22 protein-coding genes and 1 other annotated feature are annotated in these 25,238 nt (G+C 46.7%); of the genes, 4 read left to right on the plus strand and 18 right to left on the minus strand.

From position 1 onward, the window contains the following. Positions 1–1,640: cation-translocating P-type ATPase (locus L693_RS0113950; RefSeq protein ID WP_025717783.1), on the minus strand; the 1,640-nt coding region annotated here is incomplete at its 3' end. Between the two features lie 229 nt (positions 1,641–1,869). Between L693_RS0113950 and L693_RS0113955 the strand changes: the two genes are divergently transcribed. Beyond that, positions 1,870–3,615 carry an Rqc2 family fibronectin-binding protein gene (locus L693_RS0113955; RefSeq protein WP_025717784.1) on the plus strand — a complete coding sequence of 582 codons (1,746 nt, stop codon included), beginning with the start codon at positions 1,870–1,872 and terminating at the stop codon, positions 3,613–3,615. A gap of 89 nt (positions 3,616–3,704) precedes the next feature. On the opposite strand, the gene L693_RS0113960 is transcribed toward L693_RS0113955, so the two are convergent. The 9 genes from L693_RS0113960 to L693_RS0114000 form a co-directional block, all read right to left on the minus strand. Next, a complete protein-coding gene (locus L693_RS0113960) occupies positions 3,705–4,574 on the minus strand; it encodes a PHP domain-containing protein (RefSeq protein WP_025717785.1) in 870 nt (289 codons plus the stop codon). Further along, positions 4,574–5,530, minus strand: coding sequence for a selenium metabolism-associated LysR family transcriptional regulator (locus L693_RS0113965; protein ID WP_025717786.1), 957 nt, complete (start codon positions 5,528–5,530; stop codon positions 4,574–4,576). The genes L693_RS0113960 and L693_RS0113965 overlap by 1 nt, the downstream gene beginning before the upstream one ends. Before the next feature lie 233 nt (positions 5,531–5,763). Then, positions 5,764–6,201 (minus strand): hypothetical protein, encoded by a 438-nt coding sequence (locus L693_RS0113970; protein WP_025717787.1) that lies wholly within the window; start codon positions 6,199–6,201, stop codon positions 5,764–5,766. A gap of 228 nt (positions 6,202–6,429) precedes the next feature. Beyond that, positions 6,430–6,690, minus strand: coding sequence for a YlbG family protein (locus tag L693_RS0113975; RefSeq protein ID WP_025717788.1), 261 nt, complete (start codon positions 6,688–6,690; stop codon positions 6,430–6,432). Positions 6,691–6,727: 37 nt separating this feature from the next. After that, positions 6,728–7,168 carry a YlbF family regulator gene (locus L693_RS0113980; RefSeq protein ID WP_025717789.1) on the minus strand — a complete coding sequence of 147 codons (441 nt, stop codon included), beginning with the start codon at positions 7,166–7,168 and terminating at the stop codon, positions 6,728–6,730. Positions 7,169–7,272: 104 nt separating this feature from the next. After that, positions 7,273–9,279 carry a helicase-associated domain-containing protein gene (locus tag L693_RS0113985; RefSeq protein WP_025717790.1) on the minus strand — a complete coding sequence of 669 codons (2,007 nt, stop codon included), beginning with the start codon at positions 9,277–9,279 and terminating at the stop codon, positions 7,273–7,275. Between the two features lie 6 nt (positions 9,280–9,285). After that, entirely contained in the window at positions 9,286–11,067 is a 1,782-nt protein-coding gene (locus tag L693_RS0113990; protein ID WP_025717791.1) for a DNA repair helicase XPB, read from the minus strand. A gap of 147 nt (positions 11,068–11,214) precedes the next feature. Further along, positions 11,215–11,643, minus strand: a complete 429-nt coding sequence (locus L693_RS0113995) for a CBS domain-containing protein (RefSeq protein WP_025717792.1) — start codon at positions 11,641–11,643, stop codon at positions 11,215–11,217. A gap of 78 nt (positions 11,644–11,721) precedes the next feature. Next, positions 11,722–12,915 carry a M20 metallopeptidase family protein gene (locus tag L693_RS0114000; protein WP_025717793.1) on the minus strand — a complete coding sequence of 398 codons (1,194 nt, stop codon included), beginning with the start codon at positions 12,913–12,915 and terminating at the stop codon, positions 11,722–11,724. Between the two features lie 254 nt (positions 12,916–13,169). Between L693_RS0114000 and ftsW the strand changes: the two genes are divergently transcribed. Continuing rightward, positions 13,170–14,426, plus strand: a complete 1,257-nt coding sequence (gene ftsW / locus L693_RS0114005) for a putative lipid II flippase FtsW (protein ID WP_025717794.1) — start codon at positions 13,170–13,172, stop codon at positions 14,424–14,426. 90 nt (positions 14,427–14,516) lie between these two features. On the opposite strand, the gene L693_RS0114010 is transcribed toward ftsW, so the two are convergent. Next, positions 14,517–14,882 carry an Asp23/Gls24 family envelope stress response protein gene (locus L693_RS0114010; protein ID WP_025717795.1) on the minus strand — a complete coding sequence of 122 codons (366 nt, stop codon included), beginning with the start codon at positions 14,880–14,882 and terminating at the stop codon, positions 14,517–14,519. A gap of 193 nt (positions 14,883–15,075) precedes the next feature. Between L693_RS0114010 and cax the strand changes: the two genes are divergently transcribed. After that, positions 15,076–16,146 (plus strand): calcium/proton exchanger, encoded by a 1,071-nt coding sequence (cax, locus tag L693_RS0114015; RefSeq protein WP_025717796.1) that lies wholly within the window; start codon positions 15,076–15,078, stop codon positions 16,144–16,146. A 237-nt stretch (positions 16,147–16,383) separates the two neighbouring features. Here cax and L693_RS0114020 read toward each other — a convergent pair whose 3' ends face one another. From L693_RS0114020 to L693_RS0114040, 5 genes are all read right to left on the minus strand, one after another. After that, a complete protein-coding gene (locus L693_RS0114020; RefSeq protein WP_007431028.1) occupies positions 16,384–16,674 on the minus strand; it encodes a YlaN family protein in 291 nt (96 codons plus the stop codon). A gap of 141 nt (positions 16,675–16,815) precedes the next feature. After that, positions 16,816–17,058 carry an HPr family phosphocarrier protein gene (locus L693_RS0114025; protein WP_025717797.1) on the minus strand — a complete coding sequence of 81 codons (243 nt, stop codon included), beginning with the start codon at positions 17,056–17,058 and terminating at the stop codon, positions 16,816–16,818. A 91-nt stretch (positions 17,059–17,149) separates the two neighbouring features. Next, the gene (locus L693_RS0114030; protein WP_025717798.1) at positions 17,150–18,265 is read right to left on the minus strand and encodes an aminopeptidase; all 1,116 of its coding nucleotides are present in this window, start codon (positions 18,263–18,265) and stop codon (positions 17,150–17,152) included. A gap of 77 nt (positions 18,266–18,342) precedes the next feature. Beyond that, positions 18,343–19,191, minus strand: a complete 849-nt coding sequence (locus tag L693_RS0114035; protein WP_025717799.1) for a hypothetical protein — start codon at positions 19,189–19,191, stop codon at positions 18,343–18,345. Positions 19,192–19,404: 213 nt separating this feature from the next. Further along, entirely contained in the window at positions 19,405–21,372 is a 1,968-nt protein-coding gene (locus tag L693_RS0114040) for a sensor domain-containing diguanylate cyclase (RefSeq protein WP_025717800.1), read from the minus strand. A gap of 436 nt (positions 21,373–21,808) precedes the next feature. Between L693_RS0114040 and rpsD the strand changes: the two genes are divergently transcribed. Next, entirely contained in the window at positions 21,809–22,408 is a 600-nt protein-coding gene (gene rpsD, locus L693_RS0114045) for a 30S ribosomal protein S4 (protein ID WP_007431033.1), read from the plus strand. Positions 22,409–22,485: 77 nt separating this feature from the next. Here the strand turns inward: rpsD and L693_RS0114050 are convergent, their stop codons facing one another. Together L693_RS0114050 and tyrS are read right to left on the minus strand one after the other, a co-directional pair. Continuing rightward, entirely contained in the window at positions 22,486–23,355 is an 870-nt protein-coding gene (locus L693_RS0114050) for an AraC family transcriptional regulator (RefSeq protein WP_025717801.1), read from the minus strand. A 205-nt stretch (positions 23,356–23,560) separates the two neighbouring features. Then, entirely contained in the window at positions 23,561–24,814 is a 1,254-nt protein-coding gene (tyrS, locus tag L693_RS0114055) for a tyrosine--tRNA ligase (protein WP_025717802.1), read from the minus strand. A 66-nt stretch (positions 24,815–24,880) separates the two neighbouring features. Next, positions 24,881–25,151 (minus strand) — a binding site (T-box leader). Between the last annotated feature and the right edge of the window lie 87 nt (positions 25,152–25,238).

Raw genomic sequence — 25,238 nt, forward strand, 5'->3', positions numbered from 1 at the left:
ATAAAAATCAGCTGCGCTTCGGCCTCTTCGACCGTGGAGACATGCTCATGAGAGCGGATATCACGGTATGCGACGCCAAGTACACGCAGCGCCTCTGAGGCCATACCTTCGTTGGCTGCCATTACCTTTTGACGCAGCGTGCCTGTCAAGGGAACGACATTTCCTTCCCATAAAATGTAAGAGCACTGGCCGAGCAGCACATCCGGCGCACCTTTGGTAAAGACAATATGCCCTCCCTGATGGCGCACGAGCACCGACATCCGCTTCCGTTCCGAGTCAAAAGGGAATTCGCGCTCCCGTGTGTACAGCTCATATAAGGCTTGTCGGGTGACTCCGCCCTTGGCAGCTAGCGTGACAAGGGCTCCCTCCGTCGGATCGCCCTTCAGCTCCCAAACGGCGGTCGGCACCGGTTCTTTAGTCTTTTTTCTCGCGCGCAGCTCATCAATGTCGACTTGGACAATCTCCGCATTGTTACAAAGTACACTGCCTTGCAGCAGCCTACGCAATGATTGTCCGTTTTTAAGGTCGGCAGGAAGATCTCTATCCATGATATGACCGTGTGGATCATAGCCCTCCCCCGTAACTCCCCAGAAACGACCATCCAGCCATAGTTTGGTAACCGTCATTTTATTTTGGGTCAGCGTACCGGTTTTATCGGAGCAAATGACAGACGCACAGCCTAGCGTCTCGACAGAAGGCAGCTTGCGCACAATTGCCTTGCGTTTGATCATACGCTGTACTCCCAAGGCGAGTGCAATGGTTACAATCGCGGGTAACCCTTCCGGTATAGCTGCCACAGCCAGGCTCACACCGGCCAGGAACATGCTCATGGCTGGCTGACCATGCAATATGCCTGCTACGACAACGAGCACCGTTAGCGCCAGCGCTACAATGATCAATATTTTCCCTAATTGCTCCAACCTGTGCTGCAACGGTGTCTCCTGCGACTCCGTATTTTCAATCAGGTCTGCGATTTTGCCCATTTCTGTACTCATGCCTGTACGAATAACGATGCCCTGTGCAGTGCCTCTGGTCATCATGGTGCCCATAAATCCGATGTTTTTTTGATCCCCGAGTGGTACCTCAGCGGCATGAATAGGACGGCAATGCTTACTCACCGGAACCGATTCACCTGTCAAGGCGGATTCCTCCACATCACAGCCGTTCGTACTCAGCCACCTTACATCGGCAGGAATACGATCACCACTCTCGAGCAGGACGATATCACCCGGCACCAGCTCTCTGGCTTGAATCTGCACCCGTTTGCCGCCCCGTAGTACTTTGGCAGTTGGAGCCGACAGCTGTCTCAAAGCCCGCAACGAACGCTCTGCTCTAAATTCCTGCACAAAGCCGAGAATCCCATTCAACACCACAATAGCAATAATGGTAACCGCATCTAAATATTCACCGAGCAGGCCGGAGATCAGGGTTGCCCCCATCAGTACGAGCATCATAAAATCCTTGAACTGATTGAGGAGCAGCAGGAAAGCCGAAACACGCTTCCCCTCGCTCAACTCATTCCACCCCGCCCTTTCTCTGCGCTGTGCAATCTGTTCCTCCGAAAGACCCTGCTTCGGGTCGACATCCAGACTTGTTGAAAGCTGTTCATTGCTTAGTTGATGCCAATGTGCTTGTTCCATTCTCCCCAATTCCCTCCCGGTCAGATAGTCCGTTACCGTCGGTTGTGCCTAGGATGGCTGCCCGTTATTACATTTTGTGCCGCGAATGCTGATAAGCAGGACAGACTTTCTAGATTCAATCTATTCGGACAGGACCTGAAATATCACAAAGCCGCTTAAGTTTTGTCCCAAATTTATGTATCATAGTAGGAAGGCGAAAATATATTGGCTTCAAAGGAGAACATACATTATGGCATTGGACGGTATCGTAACCCGCGCTATTGTACACGAGCTGCAAGGCATTCGGGGCGGACGAATTAACAAAATACATCAGCCAAACGATCACGATATGGTGCTGAATATGCGGGCGCAAGGCGGTAGCATAAAGCTGCTGCTGTCGGCTAATCCGACATTCCCGCGCGTACATTTTACAGAACAAAGCTTTCTCAATCCGACAGAAGCACCTATGTTTTGTATGCTTCTTCGCAAGCATTGTGAAGGCGGCATCATCGAGAATATTACTCAGGTGGGTATGGAGCGCATCATTCACATGGATGTGCGTCAGCGTGACGAACTTGGAGATATTTCATTCAAGCGGATTATCATTGAGCTGATGGGCAGGCACAGCAATATTATTTTACTCGACCCGGAAACAGGTGTTATATTGGACGGAATCCATCATGTCACACCATCAATTAGCAGCTATCGGGTCATTATGCCCGGCTTTCAATACACGGAGCCTCCTGAACAAAACAAGCTGAATCCGCTGGAAACGGAAGAAGCCTCCTTCGCCTCCTCGTATCAAACAGCTACCGAGGCTGGAGAAGCGCCAAAACGCTGGATCGTGAATACTTTTACCGGACTCAGTCCCCTCATTGCAGAGGAAATACTGAACCGAGTATCCAACAAAGCATCTGATGACGATCATCGTCAGCTATGGAGTACATTCAGTCACATGATGGATGACGTGCGAAATCATCGTTTTCAGCCAGTATCCGGTTTGAATGCACAGGAAAAAGCCATATTTTCAGTCGTTCCTCTTACATTGATTCAGGGAGAGCGCAAGGAATACGCTACGATCAGTAAATGTATGGAGGATTTTTTCGGTGAAAAAGCAGAAAGGGATACGGTTAAGCAAAAGGTCAGCGACCTGTTGCGTTTTCTGCAAAATGAGCGAAGCAAAAATGTCAAAAAACTCGACTATCTTCATCAGGATTTGGCTGAAGCGGAAGATGCCGATCAATTTCGCATCTACGGAGAACTGCTGTTCGCTTCACTGCATGAAGTAAAAAAGGGCGACAAAGAAGTAACGCTTACCAATTTTTATGATGAGGAGCAGAGTCAGGTAGCGATCCCGCTAGACCCGTTGCTGGGTCCATCGGATAATGCGCAACGGTATTTTAAAAAGTATAATAAGTATAAGAACAGTCTGGCTGTCATAGACGAGCAATTGGAAAAGACACATGAAGAAATCAAGTATATGGACAATCTGCTTCAGCAGCTAGCCTATGCCTCCATGAACGACATTGAAGAAATACGTGAAGAACTGGTACAGCAGGGATATCTCAGAGACCGGGTCAAAAAAGGGAAGAAAAAAAAGAAAAATGACCGTCCCACCTTGCACGTTTATACGTCATCCGAGGGTATTGAGCTACTGGTCGGCAAAAACAACCTGCAAAATGAATATGTCACAAACCGACTGGCCGGGCCAAATGACACCTGGCTGCATACCAAGGATATTCCAGGGTCACACGTTGTAATTCGTGCAGAGCAATTCGGGGATGCTACGTTGGAGGAGGCAGCTCAGCTCGCTGCCTACTTTAGCCAGGCAAAACAGTCCAGCAGCGTGCCTGTAGATGCCACCTTGATTCGGTATGTGCGTAAGCCGAGCGGAGCCAAGCCGGGCTTTGTCATCTATGATCATCAGCGCACGCTCTTTATCACCCCAGATGAAGAGCTGGTCAAATCACTGCCCAATCGTATCAAAAACAGCTAAAGGTCACTAGCATATTAAATCACAAAAAGCCCCTAGTCTTGAGTCGGGTACACTTCAAGTGTTCCATAGATAAGACAGGGGCTTTTCCTTTACTTTTGTTCAGCAGCAGCCTTTCTCAATTGCTCGACGGTCTGATCATTCACACTACGACTGCCCAGATCACCATGGAAAATAACACCTTGGCGTGCACCGTGAAAATCCGATCCGCCAGTGGCGATAAGCCCGTAGTGCGCCACCATTGCGGCATATCGACTCTCAGCCGCAGCATCATGGTCCGAATGCCGTACCTCCAAGCCCGCAGGCTTTGCTTCCTCTATGATGGAGCGAACGAGCCCATCATCTCCGTACAACCCGGGGTGGGCAACCACAGGCGCGCCTCCCGCCTCGCGAATCCAGCTGATGGCCTCCGCAGGCGCTACACGGGGTACAGACACGTAACCGGGCGCCCCCTCTGCCAAATATCGGTCAAACGCATCCCGCATATCCTTCGCATATCCTTTTTGAACCAGCGTATCCGCCATATGCGGACGTCCAATGCTTTCATCCGGTCCCAGCGGTCTGCCCATCGTGGCCACTACCTCTTCCAGCGTGATGTCCACCCCCAGACTGCGCAATCGACTCAAAATCAAATCATTGCGAGTATCCCGCGCCTGACGCAGCTTTTCCAACCGCTCCAAAAACACTTTATTGCGGTAATCCATATAATAGCCGAGTATATGAATATCCTTGCCGCCAGCCCGTGTACTGATTTCTATACCTGGTATTACGGTAATTCCTGTACGTCGCCCCTCTTCTAGAGCTTCCTCCAGCCCAGCCACCGTATCATGGTCTGTAATCGCCACACCCGCCAGCCCTTTTTCCTTAGCCCAGCGAACATTATCCGCAGGTGGCTGCATCCCGTCCGATGCTTGAGTATGGGTATGCAAATCATATCGTTTCAAGTGGGTATGCTCCTTCACTACAAGCTCTCCTCCTCTTTCTTTATTGTCGGATCGTCTGGCGACTCGCCGAACACCTCTGCTTCCTGATCGTGGCGGCGCAGGTAGGACAGGAAGGTCACCGCCGGAATCGGCAGCAGCGCCGATTTCAGATGAATGGCATAAAATTTTCGCTTGAAGGTAATATCTGCAATATTTACGATTTTCAGCAATCCGAGTTCAACCTCATGCTTCACCGAAGAAGGCGATAGCATGGTAATCCCGAGTCCAGCTTCTACCGCCGATTTGACCGCCCCAGTGCTGCCCATCTCCATAACGATAGCAAGCCGGGAGGCATCCGCACCACGACTTTTCAGTCCGTCCTCTATGACCTGACGTGTACCAGATCCTTTTTCTCGGGCTATAAAAGGATGCTTAAATACATCCTCCAGTACCACTTTTTTAGCCTTGGCCAGTACATGTCCCGAAGGAACAATTAGTTTCAGCTCGTCCTGCATCACAGGCTCCACCACAATATCCGGATGCTGGACCGGTGCCTCGATTAGCCCTAAATTCAACTGATGCTTTAGTATGTCATCCATAATTTGAGTCGTATTCATCACATTCATCGCCATACGTATATGAGGGTACTCTTGACCAAACGGCCCCAACATTCTTGGCACAATATACTCACCAATCGTAAGGCTTGCACCAATATGCAATCTTCCCTCCAGCATGTGAGTAAAAGCAGACATCGCCTCGTCTGCTTCCCGGATCAGTTGCATGCTTTTTTTGGCAAAAGGCAGTAATGTCGCTCCTGCCTCCGAAAGCTCGATTTTTTTAGTCGATCGGTGTAGCAGCTTTGTTCCAAAATAGTCCTCCAAAGACTGAATTTGCATAGTTACGGCGGGTTGCGTCATATGCAGCGCTTGCGCCGCCGCCGAGAAGCTTCCCCGCTCCGCTACCGTATAAAAGATGTGCAGCTGATGAAAATTCATACTGACCGCCCTCTCCCCTCTCTAGTCTCCCTATTCTAACATAAGAAAAACGTCTGTTCACGAATTCCCAAGAAAACTCACCGAATTGGGTGGTTTTATTCTTTTACAATCCATAAAAATAAAAAAGTATGCAGCTGATACCTGCATACTTCTATTACACCTGACAGTATTCCAGTGAATTTGAAGATTTTTCATCCGGAACCATCTGATCCATTACCGACTATGTTTACCAACTATTTTTGCTTGCGAGTGCTTTTCATCAATGTCATACGTCTCGAATGACGTAGCCATGAATAGTAGGACTTCAAGTCCCTTAACTCAATTGTCTCCGACATCCGGCCCAAAAAGGTAATGACAATCATCTTGTGGAGCGGATTCCCCGCAATATCCATCTCGCCTGGCAACTCACCAAATTCGGCCACGACGACCAGATCACCATCAATTAAATAAACATCCTCTTCGTTATGATAGTAGGACTCCATCCTGTTTTGCTTCAGACATTCCCAAAGCCAGGCGGCGATATGATTCGTCTCGGACTGTTTCTGCTCTACCCGATCTAAGTAACGTGTTTTTGCATGATTTGTAATCACGATATCAGCGACTTTTTTATCGCCCATCTCTACGTAGAACGGTTCGTATGTACTCCATCGCTGCATTGCCTTGTCACGCACGGGATCACTCTCCCCACCAGATAGGTCTTTATATCTACCAATATATTCATATGTTACCTCAACAGACCCGGGACTACAAGTTACAGAATTGAAGTTTATGGCTGGTTTTAAAGATTTTTAGGTCTAACAGTATTAAGACCATTATGCAAAAGTCCTGGATTTATAAAAAAAGCCAGCCCTTAGGCTGACTTTTTTTAAATTCATTTACAATTTATATACATTTGAAGCTTATACTTCATATTCTTTCATCTTTTCCTTATCGTCGTTATACTCTGTCCTAATTTCATTTCGGAAAGAGCGTTCGACCTTGCGCACATAGGAAAGTCTGCGAATATTTTTTACGGTATCCTCTGCCCGATCCGCATTCATATAAATGACTACATAATGCATACGCCTTGAAATATAGTGGACATTCCCGTATTTCTCCAAATTGCGGGCAGCCTTGATATCGCTTACCCAAATGATGTACCCTGTCCGCTCGGCAAACATTCGCTTCATCTCCCCTCCGTCGCTATCATCCTATGGCCTATCCGCAAGAGCACTTGCCTCCGCTACCGCATCCACCCTTTTTCACATTCGGATCATTGCTTGGCACCTTAATCGTGTCGGACACGGAATATGCAATCGTTTCGGACATAGCATGAAGCATATCATCCAGCGCCTTTTCTGCCCGCTTGAACTCCATTACTTCCTGGAATTGTTCCAGCTCCAGCTCAACGACCTTCACTGCGTCTTTAGCTTCATGATAATTCGGGTGAAAATGTCCAAAGCGCTCTGTTTCCGCGAATAACTCCTTTTTGGCGTCCAGCTTTCGTACACACGCCTGAATAGATGGATTCATATCCACACGCTGCTTCCAATATAAATAATCCGATACCTCAAAGGACCGGTTGACCATATCGCCCAATTCATAGGCGTTAATAAGCACTTCTGCCATATTGACCGTATTCAATTCGGCTACGCTCATGAATGTTCATCTCACTTTATCTAAAGTTCTACCTGGTAAAGTAGACTCATTAATCATACCACATCCTCCTTTTGAGAAGAAGGAGTTTCATGCACTTGCCGGCTCTATAGTGTAAAAGGAACCAGCAGTCGCATGCCTGACCACTCACCTGGCTGCAAAGTCTCGCGAATTGGTGCTTTAGCATCTTCTCCAGACGCATACCAGCCCATGACACTCCACGGTTCACCGGGAATCACCGATTCCGGTATCCATTTAACCTCTTCCCCACCGATTCGCAGTCCCACCGCTGTCTGCCAACGAATCGCTTGTTCAATTAACTGCCGGGCAGTGGACACATGATAGCTTCTCCATTCTTTTGTCCATGAGGAGGGCACTGCGGAGCTTTCTGGAAAATAGTCGAGTGGATCAGGTGGTGTATGCTCCCGCTCATAAAAGTGGAGTGTTCTTCCGGTATAAACCAGACCGGCCCTCCCCTCCTGGGAAAATATAGACCCGGCTGTGTCATTATTAACCGTTATCTCATTTGGGCGAATTTCACTGTCAGGACTGCCTGAGCTTGTGTGATCTGTTTCGTCTACCAGCGGATAACGGTGGATGGGCTCGTCAACACCTTCCGGCTCCCGGCGTGGACTCAATCCAATGGCAGCAAGCGTCTTGCGGATTTTGGCAGTCGAGTGTCCCGGAATAATAAAGTCCCGTTCGCCGATCCGTTCAAGCAATCCTTCCAACCCGGGATGGCGTGCAACAGTATCTGCATCCTCATGTGTACCACATCGTAGAAGTGTTACCGTCGCAAATGCCGTTCGTCCGACATCACCTGCCCACTGCTCCAGAGCCACACGCACATGATCAGGTACACCTGTCCGGCTGTACTTATCCAGAAGGGCAAAAATTGCTTGGGCCTCCATGCCCAGTTCAATTGCCTCTGTAACACTTTCTCTCGTGATACGGTATACTGCCATCCGATCCCCTGTCACACGTTCACAGCAGCATTCCAGCCGCCAGCGAACATCATAAGCTACCTCCGGTGGCACCAATATTTCAAAATCTGGCTGTATGTAAAAGGTTCCCCGCTCTTGATTGCCAGCCTCTTTCTCATCCTTATATTGCCGAAGCATATCCAGAGGCGATATATTCCAGCGAAAGCACAATTCGCCCAATGCGTTTAGTCCCCAATCACCCATTCCAAAAGCGGTCAGGGCCTTCAGCCAGCCTTTGATCTCATCCTCAAATGCTTCAGAACTTTTGGGTCCAGCAGAAAATTCCATAGGGGCACTGGTTTGGGAGCCCGCTCCATTCAACCTCTCCTGTGAGATCAGACCCACCTGAAGCATCCATTGCAGCAACGACTTGACAGGCATCCAGCCCTCAGCTCCTGCATACCGGGAAGCAGCGCACAGCATGTATCGAAAATGCTGCATAGACGCTTCCGCCTTGCCGTATCTTTCCATGAGGGTATTAAAAATATGCTTGCGCATTTGCCAAGCAGACAATTGAATCCAAGCCGCCAGTTCTGCTTCCTGAATGCGAAAAGACACCGCCTCCTTTACCAGCAGACCCAGGCTCAGCAGCAAATCCATCATTATCGCCGTTTGCACCGGATACAGATCGGAATGCGCGTACTGCAAGCCAAGCCCCACCAGATCCTCCGGATGAAAGGGAGTCAGTTCGTTCAATTTTTGCAATGATCGCTTATGTATGGTTCCCTTAGCCGTCAAAGGAACTCCCTGCACGGCAATACGTGACAGTGCGTGCAGCAACTCTGCCTCCAGCCCTGTTATCGCTTCATGTACAGCCACTGGATAATCCGTATGGACCACATTCATTGTACTTTGCCCTAACAGCATATCGTACAAATCAGGTAGCCGTTGAGTCGGGATATATAAAATGCGTTCCCCCCACGATTTAGTAACTGCCTCCATCCAGCCTCGGGCACGCAATCCGTGCAGTGCCAGCTTCGTTTCGGCACCGCTTAACACTCCCGTGGTAAGCTGCAAAGGCTCCTCTTCCTTCATGGGCTGTCCTGCGTGCCGGATCAAGCATCGTTTAAGCACTAACAACTCATCCGATGTAAGCTCCCTCCAGTCGCCCTTCGTGTTGATTACGTCCATCCCAGATTACGCCTCCCTTTTCTTTCCACCCTCGCGAGTCTCATCACCCAGGCTTCCCATAACTTCTACAGCATTAAATCTGTGGACTGCATATTCATAGCCCTGTTCAATCAGGAAAAGCTGACGGCGGGCTGCAAAATCGGTCTCCTTACTGTTCTCTGTCACAAGCGCATAAAAATAAGCTTTATTCTCACCGGGCTTTGGTCTTAAAATTCGACCAAGTCGTTGCGCCTCCTCCTGACGGGAGCCAAAACTACCTGATACCTCTATAGCTACGGCCGCATCCGGCAAATCCACCGCAAAGTTTGCCACCTTGGATACAAGTAAGGTCCGAATGGTCCCCTTGCGAAACGCATCAAACCAACGTATCCGTTCGGTCTGGCTCATAGACCCTGTAATTAACGGCACGCCCAGTTCCTGAGCCAACATACGCAATTGGTCCAAATATTGACCGATGATCAGCGTAGGCAAGCCGCTGTGCCGCTGCATCAGGCTACGCACTGCTTCCAGCTTGGCCGGATTTTCGGCCGCAATCCGGTACTGCTGTCTGCCTTCGGCACGCATACTGCGTTCCAACAGTTCACCTGTCATCGGAAGCCTCAGCTCCACACAATCGACCTGAGCGATCCAGCCCTGCCGCTCCAGCTCCTTCCAAGGCATATCGTACCGCTTCGGTCCAATTAAAGAGAACACATCCCGCTCACAGCCGTCCTCCCGAACCAGTGTGGCCGTCAAGCCCAAACGACGGGTGGCCTGAATATCTGCCGTCGCCCGAAAGACTGGCGCAGGCAGCAAATGCACCTCATCATATACAATAAGTCCCCACTTCCGTTCACTCAGCAACTTCATATGCTCAAACTCCCCGCCTTTGCTGCGACGATGCGTCAAAATCTGGTAGGTTGCCACCGTAATCGGGCGTACCTCTTTTTTCTGACCACTGTATTCCCCGATCAAATCAACCGGAATATCCGTCTTTTGCTTCAACTCCTCAATCCATTGGCGAACAGAGGTGGTATTCGAGGTTAAAATAAGCACTTCACACTGAAGCCGATCCATCACTGCCATGCCAATCACTGTTTTACCCGCTCCGCATGGGAGCACCAGCACACCGCTGCCACCCAAGCCGTCAGCTCCTTCAAACGCATCAGCAGCCTCAATTTGATAATCACGAAGCTGCAGCTTTGCTTGTCCCTGCCCCAAGGAAAAATGGAGCTGATTTCCCTCCAGATATCCGGCCGTATCGACAACTGGATACCCCAATCGAGTTAATTCCTGCTTGAGCAAGCCGCGATTTTCAGGCGGTACAGAAGCGCTCACCTCACCAGTGCGAAGCAACCCAAGCTGCTTTAGCTCCTGCTTGATCAGTAGCTCCTCCAGTAAAGCCGGGGTGTCTGCTGTCAGGAACAAGCGATCATCCATTGTGTAGCTGTCGACTGTACCCGTCTTCATCTCCCCACTTGTAGCTTGTACATCTTCCGTACTTGCCCGTGACAGCGTTAACGTTCCATATCGAGAAACGAGCTGTTCCATATCCTTTAACAAATCACGCGGAATTTCCCAACGAGACATAGACTGCAGACTATTTTGAATGTGCTCTGCACTCCACCCGAGGGCAGCCGCATTCCACAATGACAATGGAGTGATACGATATGTATGAAAAGCGGACGGGCTTTTAACCAGCTCTGCGTAAATTTGCAGTTGTGAACGAGCATACTCCGAACGCGGCAAGCCCATTTCCAGCAGAATGGTAAAATCGCGTTGTACAATACAAGGATATTCTGGATTCATAGTTTCCTCCCATCAATCTAACCAGACATTATTTCAAATTTATATCATAAACAGCTTGTCCGATTATCGGCAAACCAGCCGTAATAGCAAGAAGTCCAATCCATATTCGGATTGAACTCCTAAGCAATGCCTAAGCATATTTTTCTTTTAGTGAACCTGTTCGGAAATTTGGCTAAGCGCCTCACCCGCATTGTCTGCAAATATATTGCGTACAGCCAAGTCGCCAATCGAAACAATCCCGATCAAACGATCTCCTTCAGTCACAGGCAAACGGCGGATTTGCTGCTCTGCCATCAGCTCGGCTGCTTGATCCACCGACATGTCTGCTCTGGCTGTGCGAATACCTGTCGTCATAACCGCATCGACTGAGCTGGAACCCGAATGCTTATCCGCATAACCACGAACAACAAGGTCACGGTCCGTGATTACACCAATCAGCTTGTCACTACCTTCCTTCTCTACAACTGGTATAAAACCGGTATCATTGTCCTTCATTTTGACTGCAACCTCATAAATATTGTCCTGTGGGGTCACCGTTACGCATTTTTTAGTCATAACTTCCTGAACCTTTTTCATGGGTACTCCCTCCTTTTCAAGAGTAGGGTACCCCATTTTATTAAGCTCATACTCCGATTTAATCCGACCCCGGTCAACTTATCCAACATTTCGTTCCGCTGCATATCCGGTGGACATCGCAATAAACAAACGAACCGCATGGATCATAGCGTCTTCATCAAAATCAAATTTGGGGTGATGATGCGGATACACCGCATTTTTAGCTGGGTTCCCCGCCCCCACGAACATGAAGCAGCCCGGCACACGTTCCAAATAATAAGCAAAATCTTCGGCAGGCATGAGCTTCGACGCCTCTTTTACATTCCCCTCGCCAAAAACAGGTCGTGCTTCCTTAAAGAAACGAGAAGCCTCATACGCATCATTCACTACAGGTGGATATCCCATAATATAGCGGATTTTTGCTGTTGTACCATATGTTGCAGCTGTAAGCTCTGTCACCTCATGCAGCCGCTCTTTCATCACAGTGCGTGTTTCCTCATCAAACGTACGGACCGTTCCACTCAAGCGACAGGTTTCCGCGATCACATTTTGCGCAAAGCCTCCTTGAATGGTCCCCACTGTCAATACAGCCGGTCGCAATGGGTCGACTGAACGGCTTACAATACTTTGCAGCTGCATTACGAGCGCTGAACCCGCTACCACACTATCGTGGGTGGACTGAGGCATACCACCATGCCCACCCTTACCTGTAATCTCAATATAAAAATCATCTGCTGCCGCCATCAGCGGTCCTGCGCAGCTAGCAGCCGTCCCAACCGGAAATGGTGTCCATAAATGAATGCCGTAAATGACATCTACACCTTCCAGCTCGCCCTCTTTGATTACATTAACTGCACCGCCAGGCAGCAATTCCTCCGCAGGCTGGAATAACAACCGGATTTCTCCTGCCAGCTCATCACGGTTCAGACTAAAATAGTATGCCGTTCCCAGCAATACGGAGGTATGCCCGTCATGTCCGCAAGCATGCATCGCCCCATCCACGCTAGAGCGATATTCACACTCCTTCTCATCCTGAATCGGAAGAGCATCCATATCTGCACGCAACATCACGACAGGTCCAGGCTTGGCGCCACGAATAGTCCCGACAACACCGTGTCCTCCCACCTGACGACGAACCTCAATCCCCCAACTCTCCAGCTTATCCGCCACAAAAGCAGCAGTGTTGTTTTCCTGAAAAGAAATTTCAGGATTTTTATGTAAATATCTACGCCACTCCACCATATGTGCCTGCAATTGATCAAACCAGGACTTGTCTGTCAAATGTTGTGTCATTTTGCTCCACCTCTCTTTTTAAAGCATTGGGTAAAACTCCCAATTTGCGATAAATCTTGCAGCTTTTTGCCTATATGCCGCTTCCTCAGGCCTTCATTATTTATCTTATTGTAGCAGATATGGAATTGTTGCGATATCTGTTGCTCCATGAAGGTTGCAGAAGCCTATCAAACATAATATGATAAATGGACAAACGATAAAATGATAACGTCTGCAAGCAATATACCTTGCAGCGAATACCGGGGGAAGCTGATATGAGAAATACGAAGCCGGAGACTCGAAGAAGAGGCACACCGGATTTCCAATTGCTGATCCTCACTTTGTTGCTGGTTGGATTCGGTGTAATCATGGTATTTAGCGCCAGCTCCAGCGTAGCTCTGCTGAATAAAGAAACCAATTTTGACTCTTTATATTTTGTGAAGCGCCAAGCGGCATTTGCTATACTAGGACTTTTCATTATGTTGGTTACCATGAACATTAAGATGGAAAAATACAAAAAACTTTTCGTACCTTTGTTCTTCATAACCATCCTGCTGTTGGTTATCGTTCTTTTCACGGGCTCGCTTAATGGCGCAAAAAGCTGGCTCAGGTTTGGCAGTATTGGATTCCAGCCAACGGAGCTTGCGAAAATCTCCATTATTCTGTACTTATCCGCACTCATCGTAAAAAAAGGAGATCGCTTTAGAGATTTGCGGACTGGCTACATACCTGTAACCGTCATTGTAGGCTTTGTTGCAGGACTTATCATGCTTCAACCCGATTTTGGCTCCTGTTTCATTCTGGTAGCCACCAGCGGTCTGATTATTTACGCCGGAGGAGCCAGCATCAAACATATTACGGCATCAGTCGCCCTGCTCGTTTTAGGGGCTTCCATCGTTTTTGGTATCGGGTCGTTATTTGGAGGAGACTCTGGCGCAGATGGACAAGCGGTAGCGAAGCAGGATTACAAAATCGGACGTTTTCAGGCCTTTCTCAATCCTATGGAATATAAACTGGGTGTCGGCTATAATCTGGTGCAGTCCTTGCAAGCCATAGGGGACGGTGGACTAAGTGGGGCAGGCTTTGGCAAAGGCATTATCAAGCTTCACTATTTGCCCAATTCGTTTAATGATTTTATTTTCTCCGTCATTGGTGAAGAATTCGGATTCATCGGAACAGCCATCTTTCTGATGCTATATTTGTATTTCATTTGGCGAGGCATGCTCATCGCCCTTCGTTGCCATGATCCATTCGGGACGTTGGTAGGTACAGGCATTATGGGATTGATCGCCATTCAGGCGTTCATTAATATTGGTGGCGTGACCCAGACGATTCCCATTACCGGGGTAACGCTTCCTTTCATCAGCTTTGGTGGTTCTTCTCTGCTCGTCACGATGTTCTCTATGGGCATCATGCTCAGCATTTCTCGTGAAAACACCAAGCAGGCGGTACAGGAGCGCACAACAGGCGTAGCTATTCGAAACGAAGTACCCAACCGCTTTCAAGCCCGGAGAACCAATCGTTATCGTTAAAAAAGAACTTCCATTGACCACTTACAACAGTGGCTTTGGAAGTTCTTTTGCATATGACGAAAAACGCCAATCTATTCGTTTTGATTTCTTTTATACCGCATCGTCCTTGAAAGCAACACCTTCTACTTTTACGTTCACTTCCACGACCCGCAAACCCGTCATGCTTTCGACAGCTTCTCGCACATTTTGCTGAAGTATTCGGGACACTTCATGAATAGGTGTTTCGTAAAGCACAATAATACGTAGATCAATGGCAGCTTCGAGCTGTCCGACCTCGACTGATACGCCTTTTTGCACATTTTTACCACTCAGCCTTTTGGCCCAGCCTTCCGATAAGCCGCCTGACATTGCAGCAATGCCCGGTGTCTCTAGTGCGGCCATCCCCGCAATTTTACCTACGACATCGTTGGAAATCTTGATGTTTCCTGCTTCCAGTTGTTGAACTTGCTCTGCCATGACCTATGTCCCCCTTCATGCATCCTTTATTTGTATTGTAAAGCCTCTGCCACTGCAAATGCAAACCTTTACGTATGAAAAACGACTTTCGTTTACAACCTATATCATCTTGGGTATATTAATTTAGAAAATCCGTACAAATGACAGCATTCACCAAACTTGTACATATCCATTGATATCGAGGTGTATTTCATTGAAAAATTGGTTATCTCCCGCTTTGCTTATCGCGACATTTGCTCTTAGCGCAGTCGCTCATTACACGCATTGGAACGCAATCGCTCAATTCATCATTTGTGCAATCGCTGTCGTGTTCGTAGCCGGTTTTCTCGGCAAAGCGACCGAAAGCGTAGCACATTATGCCGGGCAACGTCTGGGTGGATTTTTAAATGCCACCTTTGGAAACGCAGCCGAGCTGATCATCGCCATCTTTCTTGTCAAAGAAGGTCTTTACGATATGGTAAAGGCCAGTCTTACCGGCTCCATTATTGGCAATCTGCTGCTGGTTCTCGGGGCAAGTCTGTTTGCAGGCGGTATGAAATACAAGATACAGAATTTCAATGTCTCGCTGGCCGGTCTAAGCGGCTCACTGATGATCGTGGCTGTGATCGCTTTATTTGTCCCGGCTGTCTTTCTGAACACACATGTCATTACGGACAACGAATCGGATACGCTCAGCCTTATTGTAGCAGGTACGCTCATTGTCGCTTATATTGCGTGGCTTATTTTTTCAATGATTACGCATAAAGACTATTTAGCCGACGTGACCGAACAAAAGGATGAAGAATTGCCGCATGAGCATGCCCCCGTTTGGTCCAGAAACAAGTCCATTGCCTATTTAGTGCTTGCTACTGTCATGGTCGCTTTTGTCAGCGAATGGCTGGTAGGAACACTGGAGGTATTTACGGTCCAGTTTGGACTCAGCGAATTGTTCGTAGGTGCGTTCCTCGTCGCGATTATTGGGAATGCGGCCGAACACAGCGCTGCCATTTTGCTGGCAATGAAAAACAAAATCGGCGCATCCGTCGAAATTGCAGTGGGCAGCAGTCTGCAAATTGCACTATTTGTTGCCCCTGTGCTGATTTTTGTCAGTTACTTCATGGGAAACACAATGAATATCGTGTTCACTACAATTGAGCTGGTCGCCATAGCAGTCTCTGTATTTATCGCCAAATCCATTACTCAGGACGGATCAACCAACTGGTATGAAGGCCTGATGCTGCTGGTCGTGTATATCTTGTTAGGTGTATCCTTCTTCCTCATTTAAAGAACTTAAAAGCTTCTTATCGTGCCACTGCGCAGTTGGATGGTGCTTCCCATCGCCATCGCCACCGCCTCCGGATTTCTTAAATAAAGCCTATGTTTAAGTTGGAAATCCTGGGGGGCAATAGTATCCTAAGATCAAATGAAATATGGAGTGTTCTAATGCAGCACTTATATAAAAAAGTATCAAAAAAAGCATGCTCTCAGATTCCGCATGCTCTCAATCATTCAAACCGTCTTTTTAATTGGCCTTATTATTCATGGCCTCATATAGAATAGCCAGATTGCGTTCCAGCTCACTGACCAGCTGTTTACCTACCATTTCCGGAAGAAGTCCAGCGCGAACCGCAAAATCCACTTCCTTGGAAAATCCGTACATCTGAGTATCCAGCACTTCCTCATAGAGAGGGCAATAACGGGTTGCCAGATTCTCCATCTGTACTTCAATAAGCTTCTTTATTTTATCTGCATCTTCCTGAAGCAGATTAATGGCCTTGATATTCAATTGTTCCTGCAAATCAGATGAAGTCATGGATTCTTCCCCCCTATGTCTCAATGTCGCACAAGACGTCCTAAACTTAATATTAGACCAAATTGCAGGCTAATACAAGAACCTGACAAAAAAAGCATCCCTACAGTTACAGGTAGGGATGCTTCTGCTTCATAAATAAATTTAGTTAGCTACTGAAATGTGCAGCCCGTGCTTCTTGAATACCTCAATCATGGCTTCTTTGGCTTCTTCAGCATCAGGCCCGTGAACGTGCAGTTCATAACTGTGGCTGCTGACCAAGGTCGTAAATAAGCCCAGTATACTTTTCACATCAATGTACTTATTTTCGGAATGAAGGACGATAGAGGAAGTGAATTTGCTCGCCGTCTGTGCAATTTCAACAACCGCCGCTTTATTGTTGGACATAGTAAGATCCCTCGCTTTACTGGATTATCATGTATCATTGCTCATTCATAATGATACATTGAAATCGCTTTCCCAGCAACAAGAGATATCATTATTTCAAGTTTTCTGGATTCAGCGGCTCCAGCTCAGGCCGTACAAAAATGCCATCTTTACGAATCAAAACATCATCAAAATAAATCTCTCCGCCACCATATTCCGGACGCTGAATCAACACCAAATCCCAATGAATCGAAGACCGGTTACCATTATCCGCTGTTTCATAAGCTTGACCTGGTGTAAAATGCAAGCTGCCAGCAATCTTCTCATCAAACAGAATATCCTTCATCGGATGTAAAATGTGTGGGTTAAACCCGATCGCAAATTCGCCAATATAGCGTGCACCCTCGTCAGAATCGAGAATATCATTCAGTCGTTTCGTATCGTTGCTCGTTGCTTCCACGATTTTACCATTTTCAAAACGGAATTTGACATTCTCGAAGGTGATACCATTATATAGTGTTTGCGCATTATAGCTAATGGTTCCGTTCACGGAGTCCCGTACAGGCGCGCTGTAGACTTCGCCATCTGGAATATTGCATTGGCCCGAGCATTTGACGGCCCCGATTTGCTTGATAGAGAAATTCAGGTCCGTCCCTGGTCCTTTAATCCGTACCTTGTCTGTCCGATTCATTAGGTCTGCCAATGCATCCTGTGCTCTGTCCATTTTAGCGTAGTCCAGATTACACACATCGAAATAAAAATCTTCGAACGCTTCTGTGCTAATATTTGCCAATTGAGCCATGCTGTCATTCGGATAACGCAGCACTACCCATTTTGTATGCTTTACCCGTTGCTCGCTATGTACAGCATGCTGATAAATGGAATTATACATTTTCATTTTCTCTTCCGGTACATCTGACAGATCATTTACATTTTCGCCTGCACGAATCCCAATGTAGCAATGCATTTGCTTCATCCGGTTGAGATCAATTTCAGCCCAGGTTTCCAGCATTTCCTTTGTCGCATGGCGAAGCATGGCGCTTTGTACCTTACGGTCCGTAAGCTGAACAAAGACATTCCCGCCTTTTTTGCCCACTTCATGGATGACGGCATTAAGCAAGTCGCGCTCCTCACCGATCATTTCAACCAGCACATTTTCTCCTGGCTGTACTTCAACCGAGTAGCCTACCAGGTTTTCCGCCAATTTAAGTATTCTAGGATCTTTCATGAATTGTCTCTCCTTCTCTATTTCATTCTTTTTTGAACAATGGTTAATTCAAAATCCATTGTATCATGACCATTGCATTACTTGTAGTCCTCAAAAGCAACTCTGGTAATTAGTGCTTCTTCATGCCTTGCTTCATTCGCTTCCTGTCGGGAAATTCGGCATTCTGAGGATAGCTTCAAGGGTAAGCCCGTTTGGCGATCTATAGTCAAATGATACACAGCCTGCACAACGGAATGCTCCAACTGGCGATTCAAATCCTCATAGCTTTGCGCCCATACTTGATCCAGCTTTCGTTGCACCTCTTGATTTGGACGTTTATGCTTCGTGCCTAATATCACAATTTGCTGGTTTATTGTTTTCATTTCTTCCATTAATCGTTCTTTCAACCAATACTTTGCCGAGGCTGGTTCTGGCTCAATCCGCACAACCCAGGTTCCCCGTGCAGCGCTGGCCTCCATACTAATCGTTTTATTTAGCGTGCTTAGCTCCTCAAGCTCCTGAATCGGATTAAAGCGATTTAACACGCCTTCACCAGCCACAGAGCTATAACCGGATGTCATCTCATTCCATTTTCCATGGTGACGAAGAAACCGTGCATGTGTTCCTTGCTCGAATTTACCTTTTTTCAGTGCTTCGTAGTCACCCTTCTTACGAAAAACCTCCGTAGATCCCCAATTCATGACCAATTCATCGTGATTTCTTACTCGCCCACGATATTCAAACTGTTTATTCATAGGCAGGCCGTTGTCGACTCTAACTCCAGTCCGTCCAGTAAACGTCAGCATCTCTTTGCCCGCTATTCCCGCAACGGCTCTTTTAAAAATCTGCTCAGGTGTATTTTGCCGCTCCATCAGTGCACAACCACTCAACAAACACATCACAAGAAATATACAAACCAGCATAACCCGTTGTTTTCGCCAATGCATCTCATCATCCGCCTGTTCTATTCATCACTGAATCCTTGAGCAAGCATTCTGCTCAGGACAGTTATGCTACTGGTTTACTTATTGGTGGCAAGGCCAAGCTTCATTTATAGGCACGTTATAGCTACGATTAGGATTTCCTGTCTGCCATGAGTTATGCAGGACAAAAAAAGAGAACATTCCAAAAGGAACACTCTCTTTGCACTGCCTTCATTATCAATCGCAAACTATTCGATTACGCCCTTCATTTTTCGCTTCATACAGCGCCATATCCGCCTTATAAAACAAAGATTCCATGTTGATCTGCTCGTCCATCCAATTCCATTCAGCAATTCCGCAGGAAACAGTTACCCGGGGCTTGGTTTCATGCTGTACGCGGTAACGTATCTTCTCCGCAAATTGAAGCGCCTGCTGTACACCCAGTTGTGGCAAATAGATTGCTAGCTCTTCGCCGCCCCATCTGGCACATACATCCTCATCACGGGTCGTGGAACGGATGATATCACTAACGTTTTTCAAAATTTCGTCACCCGTCTGATGCCCATATGTATCATTCACCTGTTTGAATTGATCAATATCCACCAAAATAAGCGATCCACAGAAATCCTTTTCCTGATGCTGCTGAATGCATTGATCTACATAATGACGTACATACAGACCCGTTAACATATCCATATTGGCTAGCCGTCGCACCTCAGCATGCAGCATGGCATTAGTTACTGCCAGCCCGATATGGGGAGCCAGCATTTGCAGCATCTTGTAATTATCATATGAGAAAAAGTTCGGAAGCTTGCTGGACAGTAGGATAACTCCCCTGGGAGTGCCACTGGTTTTCATAGGTACAGCCATCAAAGATAGGGAATTCGTCAAATCCATAAACTTCGAGGAAATTTTCCCTTCTTTTCTATAGTCTGACACAATAACAGGTTCACCTGTTTTACGCATTAATCCAGCAAACCCTTCATCACGAGGGTAACTGTGCAGCCTTATACTTTCCACATTGCTCGACGTGACCTTATAATAATTCTCCTCTTGATCAAGCTGCATAATACAGCAAAAATCAGCCATAAACATTTGTAATAGCTCCTGCATGGCAAACTCAAACACTTCATTTAACTTCAAACTTTGATTTAAGCGCTGAACCAGCTCATTAATGAGACGCAATTCATGGATAAGTACATTCGATTGCTCCAGTAGCTTGGCATTTTCAAATGCAGTACCAGCTGTATCCGCCATCATAGCAATCAGTTCTACATCCACTTTTTTCATACTATCCGAACCCGATGGAAGAATCATATGGAAAACACCGTATACGCCCTGCTTCCCACGTAATGGGATGCCGATCTCAGTCACTTCATTTTGTGTGCCAACAGTCTCATTCACTGTCATTTGCCCTTTCATAAATGCAAGCACACATATATCTTCGTCCCGTTCATGCAGCAGTAATGGTTTGACTTGTGGATTGCGACTGTGCCGATCCTGACTCATATACAACGTAATATCCACATGAGGAAAGAAATAGGCGATGCTATCAAATACTTCATCCAGCACGCCTTCCACATCAATTTTGTCATGCAGCCGTTTTACAATCTGAAATAAAATAGAGCGACGTCTGCCCTCACGACTACTTCGATTCTGCACTCCAAGAATATCTTCCATAAATATATACTCAAACTTCGAATAAAAGCAGGATCTAAAATGTAAAGCAGCCGCCAACAAAGCATCTTGCTCAGTAAAAACATACTGTGCGGACCGTGTAAAACGAAGAGCAGCGAATGGCTCCCTCTGATGATTTCGGCAAAGTATGGGAACCATGTATACAAATCCAAGACTTCCGTCGCGGAGTTTGCGCTGACTCACTTCTATCTCTCTGGACAAGCAGCAGCGTTCGACTAGCCCCAAATCCTCATCGTCATCCTCTTCCCTACCAGTAAGCCGAACACCTGTAAAATTAAAAACAGCTGTATCTTGTCCGTTAATCCAGGATATACCATCGCTCTGCTGCAGCCAGCTCCGATATCCCTGGACAAGAAGCTGGTTAATATAGGGAAAGTCATAAGGTGTCATATCCATGGTCTGGAGCCAGGCAAAAGACGTATATCCTTTATCATCAAACAGCGGAGCACCGCTAGCCTGGACTATACCGTCAAGCGTTTGCTGATCCGTTGTTGAAAATTCCGACATATTAAGGCGCTCCTTCACAGCAAAATTAGCTGTACCAAGACAGCGGCTATACACCACTATAGCTCGTAATATGCTCTATTTTACTCTCAACTCTAGAAATTTGCATCCATTTTTCAGAAGTTCGCCCCATTTTTTTAGTTCTTAAGCCCTATCGACAAATTTTGACGTTTTCATTCTTTTTCTCTTCTTGACATTGACCCACTCTTAGATATAGTATATATTATTGATAAAGACTGTGCGGCAGAATTATCTACTGTGCGGATCTTAAATTTTGGGCGTAACAGTTTGTGTCACCCTCATCTTTTTTGTTGCTGACAGGACAGCGGCTGAACTTTTCTGTCAGTAGTGCGTCTAACCTTGATTGGTAGCGCCGAACAAATTGGAGCGCAAAGAGAGCCCCAACTCAAATTTTAATTATGAAGGAGTTAACTCTATAATGGCACGTTACACTGGTCCTAAATTTAAATTAAGCCGTCGTCTCGGTATTTCCCTGAGCGGCACAGGCAAAGAATTGAAACGCCCTTTCCCTCCGGGACAACATGGTGCAAACCAACGGAGAAAAATCAGTAACTACGGTATGCAGCTTCAAGAAAAACAAAAGCTGCGCCACATGTACGGCTTGGGTGAAAAACAATTCCGTACCCTGTTCAACAAAGCTCAACACATGCATGGTATCGCTGGTGAGAACTTCATGTTCTTGCTGGAAAGCCGCCTGGACAACCTTGTGTTCCGTCTTGGCTTTGCTAACTCCCGTGCAGGCGCACGTCAATTGGTAGCTCACGGTCACGTTACTGTGAACGGTAAAAAAGTTGACATCGCTTCTTACCAAGTAAGCCCTGGCGACGTGATCGGTCTTCGTGAAAGAAGTCGTTCCCTGTCTTCCATTAAAGAAGCTTTGGAAAACCGCAATCACTTGGCTGCTTACCTGGAGTACAATGACGCTGCTCTGGAAGGTAAATACATTCGTTTGCCTGAGCGTGGCGAATTGTCCCAAGATATCGATGAAAAACAAATCGTCGAATTCTACAACCGCTAATCCTTGCATTAGCACCGAAAAGCACCCGAACTTTGTTCGGGTGCTTTTTATATTCCCCATGCATCGAGCCTGAGGGTTTATTCAATGGGGATGTATACCTTCATACTCAAATGATCAGGATAGGAGGAATTCATCACGTCCGTAATTTCAAAATCAGGACCCTCTCTTCGTTCAAAATTAGAATTAGGAAGCCATGTGCCGTAGATAAAGTTTCGTATATTCTGAACCCGTCCATTTAAACCTGAAGCGTCAAATTCAGCATACTTTCCTGCTGGAATCTCCATATATATGAAACCTTCTGCCAGTTCTTTCGATTCCTTTTCAACTGCCTCGCCCACCACAAATGAAAATGCACCGCTGTCTTCAAATCGACAGGCAATCCCATATGACATTCCCGGTGCGGCTTTGTTCGGAATGCACATAAAATATTCATTTGCTCCAAAGTGTTCATAAAACCCTGGGATTTCTTTATAATGCTGCTCATTGTTCAGATTGGTTTTATATTCATATCCTATAATTTTGATCGTTTCGAGTTGCAATATTACCGGCTTATTCACATCCAAATCCTCCTTCGTATTTTTTTGGTAATCCAGAAAATTGATTTTGCTTTGCCCGGGAAGCTCAATATCACCGTTACGATATTTCCCAGGGGTGATACCAAAACTCTTTTCAAAAGCACGGGTAAAAGCTTCTTGCGAGTTGTACTGATACTCAATAGCGATGTCCAATACCTTTTGATTGGATTGTTTTAGCCGCCCAGCCGCCTCGGACAATCTTCTCCTCCTTATATATTGTTGAACCGTAAAACCCGAAATGGCCTGAAAAACCCGCTGGAAATGAAAGGATGAAAAGCAAGCTTGTGAAGCAATCTCGGTAATTTTTAAATCTTCTCGAAGATTCAATTCAATAAACTCAATCGCACACTGAATTCGTTTAAAATAGTCCATATATCCCTTCCCCGTATTGTATTTGTTCTGGTCATCTTTCCCTACACCCAAATTGTGCAAGCCCACACAACCATTATGTATAATTTTGGACCTGCTTGTTTGATTATTTGTGCTAAGTTTACCACGGCATTTCTTGCTGAAGGAATAAAAAAAGCAACGCAGAGATGCTATACAGATCTCAGCGCTGCTTATAAATGTATTTTAATTAAGCGAGCTTGATTTTAGCAAATTTTCGTTTACCTACCTGAACAATGTCGCCTTCCTGCGGCGTGTATGCTTTGTTCACATCGGTCCACTTCTCTTCATTAATTTTGACCGAGCCCTGCTGAATACTACGTTTTGCTTCCCCATTGGATGCCGCAAAACCCAAAAGTGTCAGCAACTGGATCACACGAATTCCGCCTTCTTCCAAGTGGTCAGCCGTCAAGGTGAACTCTTCGATGTCATCAGGCAGCGCCCGTTGCTGGAACACAGTTACAAAATGTTGTTTGGCTGCTTCTGCTGCGTCCTCACCATGGTACATGCGCACCAGCGTTCCGGCCAGCCTCATTTTAGCATCACGTGGATGCACTGAACCATCCTGAATGCCTTTTGCCAGCTTGGCAAGCTCCTCATTATTGATATCCGTTGCAAGCTCAAAATACTTCAGCATCAGCTCATCAGGAACAGACATTGATTTCCCGTATATTTCGTTCGGCTCCTCGTCAACACCAATGTAGTTCCCCAAGCTTTTGCTCATCTTCTGCACGCCATCCAGTCCTTCAAGTAATGGCAATGTGATGGTCGCCTGCGGCTCTACACCGTATTCTTTTTGCAAAGTTCTGCCCATCAGCAGGTTGAACTTCTGATCCGTCCCTCCCAGCTCAATATCGCTTTTCAGAGCTACCGAATCCATCCCCTGCATCAGGGGGTAAAAGAACTCATGAATGCTGATTGGCAAGCCGTTTTGGTATCTTTTTGTAAAATCATCCCGTTCCAGCATGCGGGCAACAGTGACCTTGGCGGAAAGGGTTACCACATCAGCAAAGGACATCGGTCCCAACCATTCGGAATTGTAGTATACCTTTGTTTTATCAGGATCAAGAATTTTAAAGATTTGTTCCTTGTACGTTTGCGCATTACGCTGTACATCTTCCTCCGTCAGTTGCTTCCGGGTTTCCGATTTACCTGTTGGATCACCGATTCTGCCTGTAAAATCTCCAATAATCAGTTGCACCTGGTGCCCCAATTCCTGGAACTGCCGTAGCTTGTGCATAACAACCGTGTGACCGATGTGAATATCAGGTGCGGACGGATCAAGACCTAGTTTGATTTTGAGCGGTTCACCGCTTACAACCGACTTGATGACCTTGCGCTTCAGCTCATCCTCTGGCACAATTTCCGCCACACCCCGTTGAATCACATCAAGTTGCCGCTCTACCTCTGCACGTTGCTCAGGCTTCAATTCTTCCCATTTCATCCTGCATTCCTCCTGTTTTATCATCCAAATATTGCATATTAAACAAATCAAAAAGCCCCTTTCATCCCAAGGGACGAGAAGGAGCTGCTCGCGTTACCACCCTAATTAAAGAAACGTATGCTAAAACAAGCGTTGCGTTTCTTTCACTTCATTTCTATAACGGGTATACACCCGGTACTGGATTACTACCGTCGACTTCGCAAATCTGCAAAAGCCTTCCATTCATCCAGACAGCTCCAGACGGTAATTCGAAAATGGGACGCTACCGATTCACACCATCCACCGGCTCTCTGACAACGTGATTCCACCTTCTACTAAAGTCTTTCTCTGCTTTTCACGATATTTACTTTGACCTATTTATAACACACTGCTTTTGTGTAGTCAACGACACCAAAAGACAGGCTTTTTAGCATATGGGTTCATT

Source organism: Paenibacillus sp. 1-18 (assembly GCF_000520755.1).
Classification (GTDB): domain Bacteria; phylum Bacillota; class Bacilli; order Paenibacillales; family Paenibacillaceae; genus Paenibacillus; species Paenibacillus brasilensis.

What these genes read in the sequence shown, in the direction of transcription:
- ftsW (WP_025717794.1), top strand. Translation starts at nt 13,170, where the DNA reads ATGAGAAATACGAAGCCGGAGACTCGAAGAAGAGGCACACCGGATTTC.
- L693_RS0114030 (WP_025717798.1), bottom strand. Translation starts at nt 18,265, where the DNA reads ATGAAAGATCCTAGAATACTTAAATTGGCGGAAAACCTGGTAGGCTAC.
- L693_RS0113985 (WP_025717790.1), bottom strand. Translation starts at nt 9,279, where the DNA reads ATGGACGTAATCAACACGAAGGGCGACTGGAGGGAGCTTACATCGGAT.
- tyrS (WP_025717802.1), bottom strand. Translation starts at nt 24,814, where the DNA reads ATGAAATGGGAAGAATTGAAGCCTGAGCAACGTGCAGAGGTAGAGCGG.
- L693_RS0114000 (WP_025717793.1), bottom strand. Translation starts at nt 12,915, where the DNA reads ATGACACAACATTTGACAGACAAGTCCTGGTTTGATCAATTGCAGGCA.
- L693_RS0114020 (WP_007431028.1), bottom strand. Translation starts at nt 16,674, where the DNA reads ATGACTTCATCTGATTTGCAGGAACAATTGAATATCAAGGCCATTAAT.
- L693_RS0113965 (WP_025717786.1), bottom strand. Translation starts at nt 5,530, where the DNA reads ATGAATTTTCATCAGCTGCACATCTTTTATACGGTAGCGGAGCGGGGA.
- L693_RS0113980 (WP_025717789.1), bottom strand. Translation starts at nt 7,168, where the DNA reads ATGAGCGTAGCCGAATTGAATACGGTCAATATGGCAGAAGTGCTTATT.
- L693_RS0114025 (WP_025717797.1), bottom strand. Translation starts at nt 17,058, where the DNA reads ATGTCCAACAATAAAGCGGCGGTTGTTGAAATTGCACAGACGGCGAGC.
- rpsD (WP_007431033.1), top strand. Translation starts at nt 21,809, where the DNA reads ATGGCACGTTACACTGGTCCTAAATTTAAATTAAGCCGTCGTCTCGGT.
- L693_RS0113995 (WP_025717792.1), bottom strand. Translation starts at nt 11,643, where the DNA reads ATGAAAAAGGTTCAGGAAGTTATGACTAAAAAATGCGTAACGGTGACC.
- L693_RS0114010 (WP_025717795.1), bottom strand. Translation starts at nt 14,882, where the DNA reads ATGGCAGAGCAAGTTCAACAACTGGAAGCAGGAAACATCAAGATTTCC.
- L693_RS0113955 (WP_025717784.1), top strand. Translation starts at nt 1,870, where the DNA reads ATGGCATTGGACGGTATCGTAACCCGCGCTATTGTACACGAGCTGCAA.
- L693_RS0114040 (WP_025717800.1), bottom strand. Translation starts at nt 21,372, where the DNA reads ATGTCGGAATTTTCAACAACGGATCAGCAAACGCTTGACGGTATAGTC.
- L693_RS0113990 (WP_025717791.1), bottom strand. Translation starts at nt 11,067, where the DNA reads ATGAATCCAGAATATCCTTGTATTGTACAACGCGATTTTACCATTCTG.
- L693_RS0114050 (WP_025717801.1), bottom strand. Translation starts at nt 23,355, where the DNA reads ATGGACTATTTTAAACGAATTCAGTGTGCGATTGAGTTTATTGAATTG.
- L693_RS0113975 (WP_025717788.1), bottom strand. Translation starts at nt 6,690, where the DNA reads ATGTTTGCCGAGCGGACAGGGTACATCATTTGGGTAAGCGATATCAAG.
- L693_RS0114035 (WP_025717799.1), bottom strand. Translation starts at nt 19,191, where the DNA reads ATGCATTGGCGAAAACAACGGGTTATGCTGGTTTGTATATTTCTTGTG.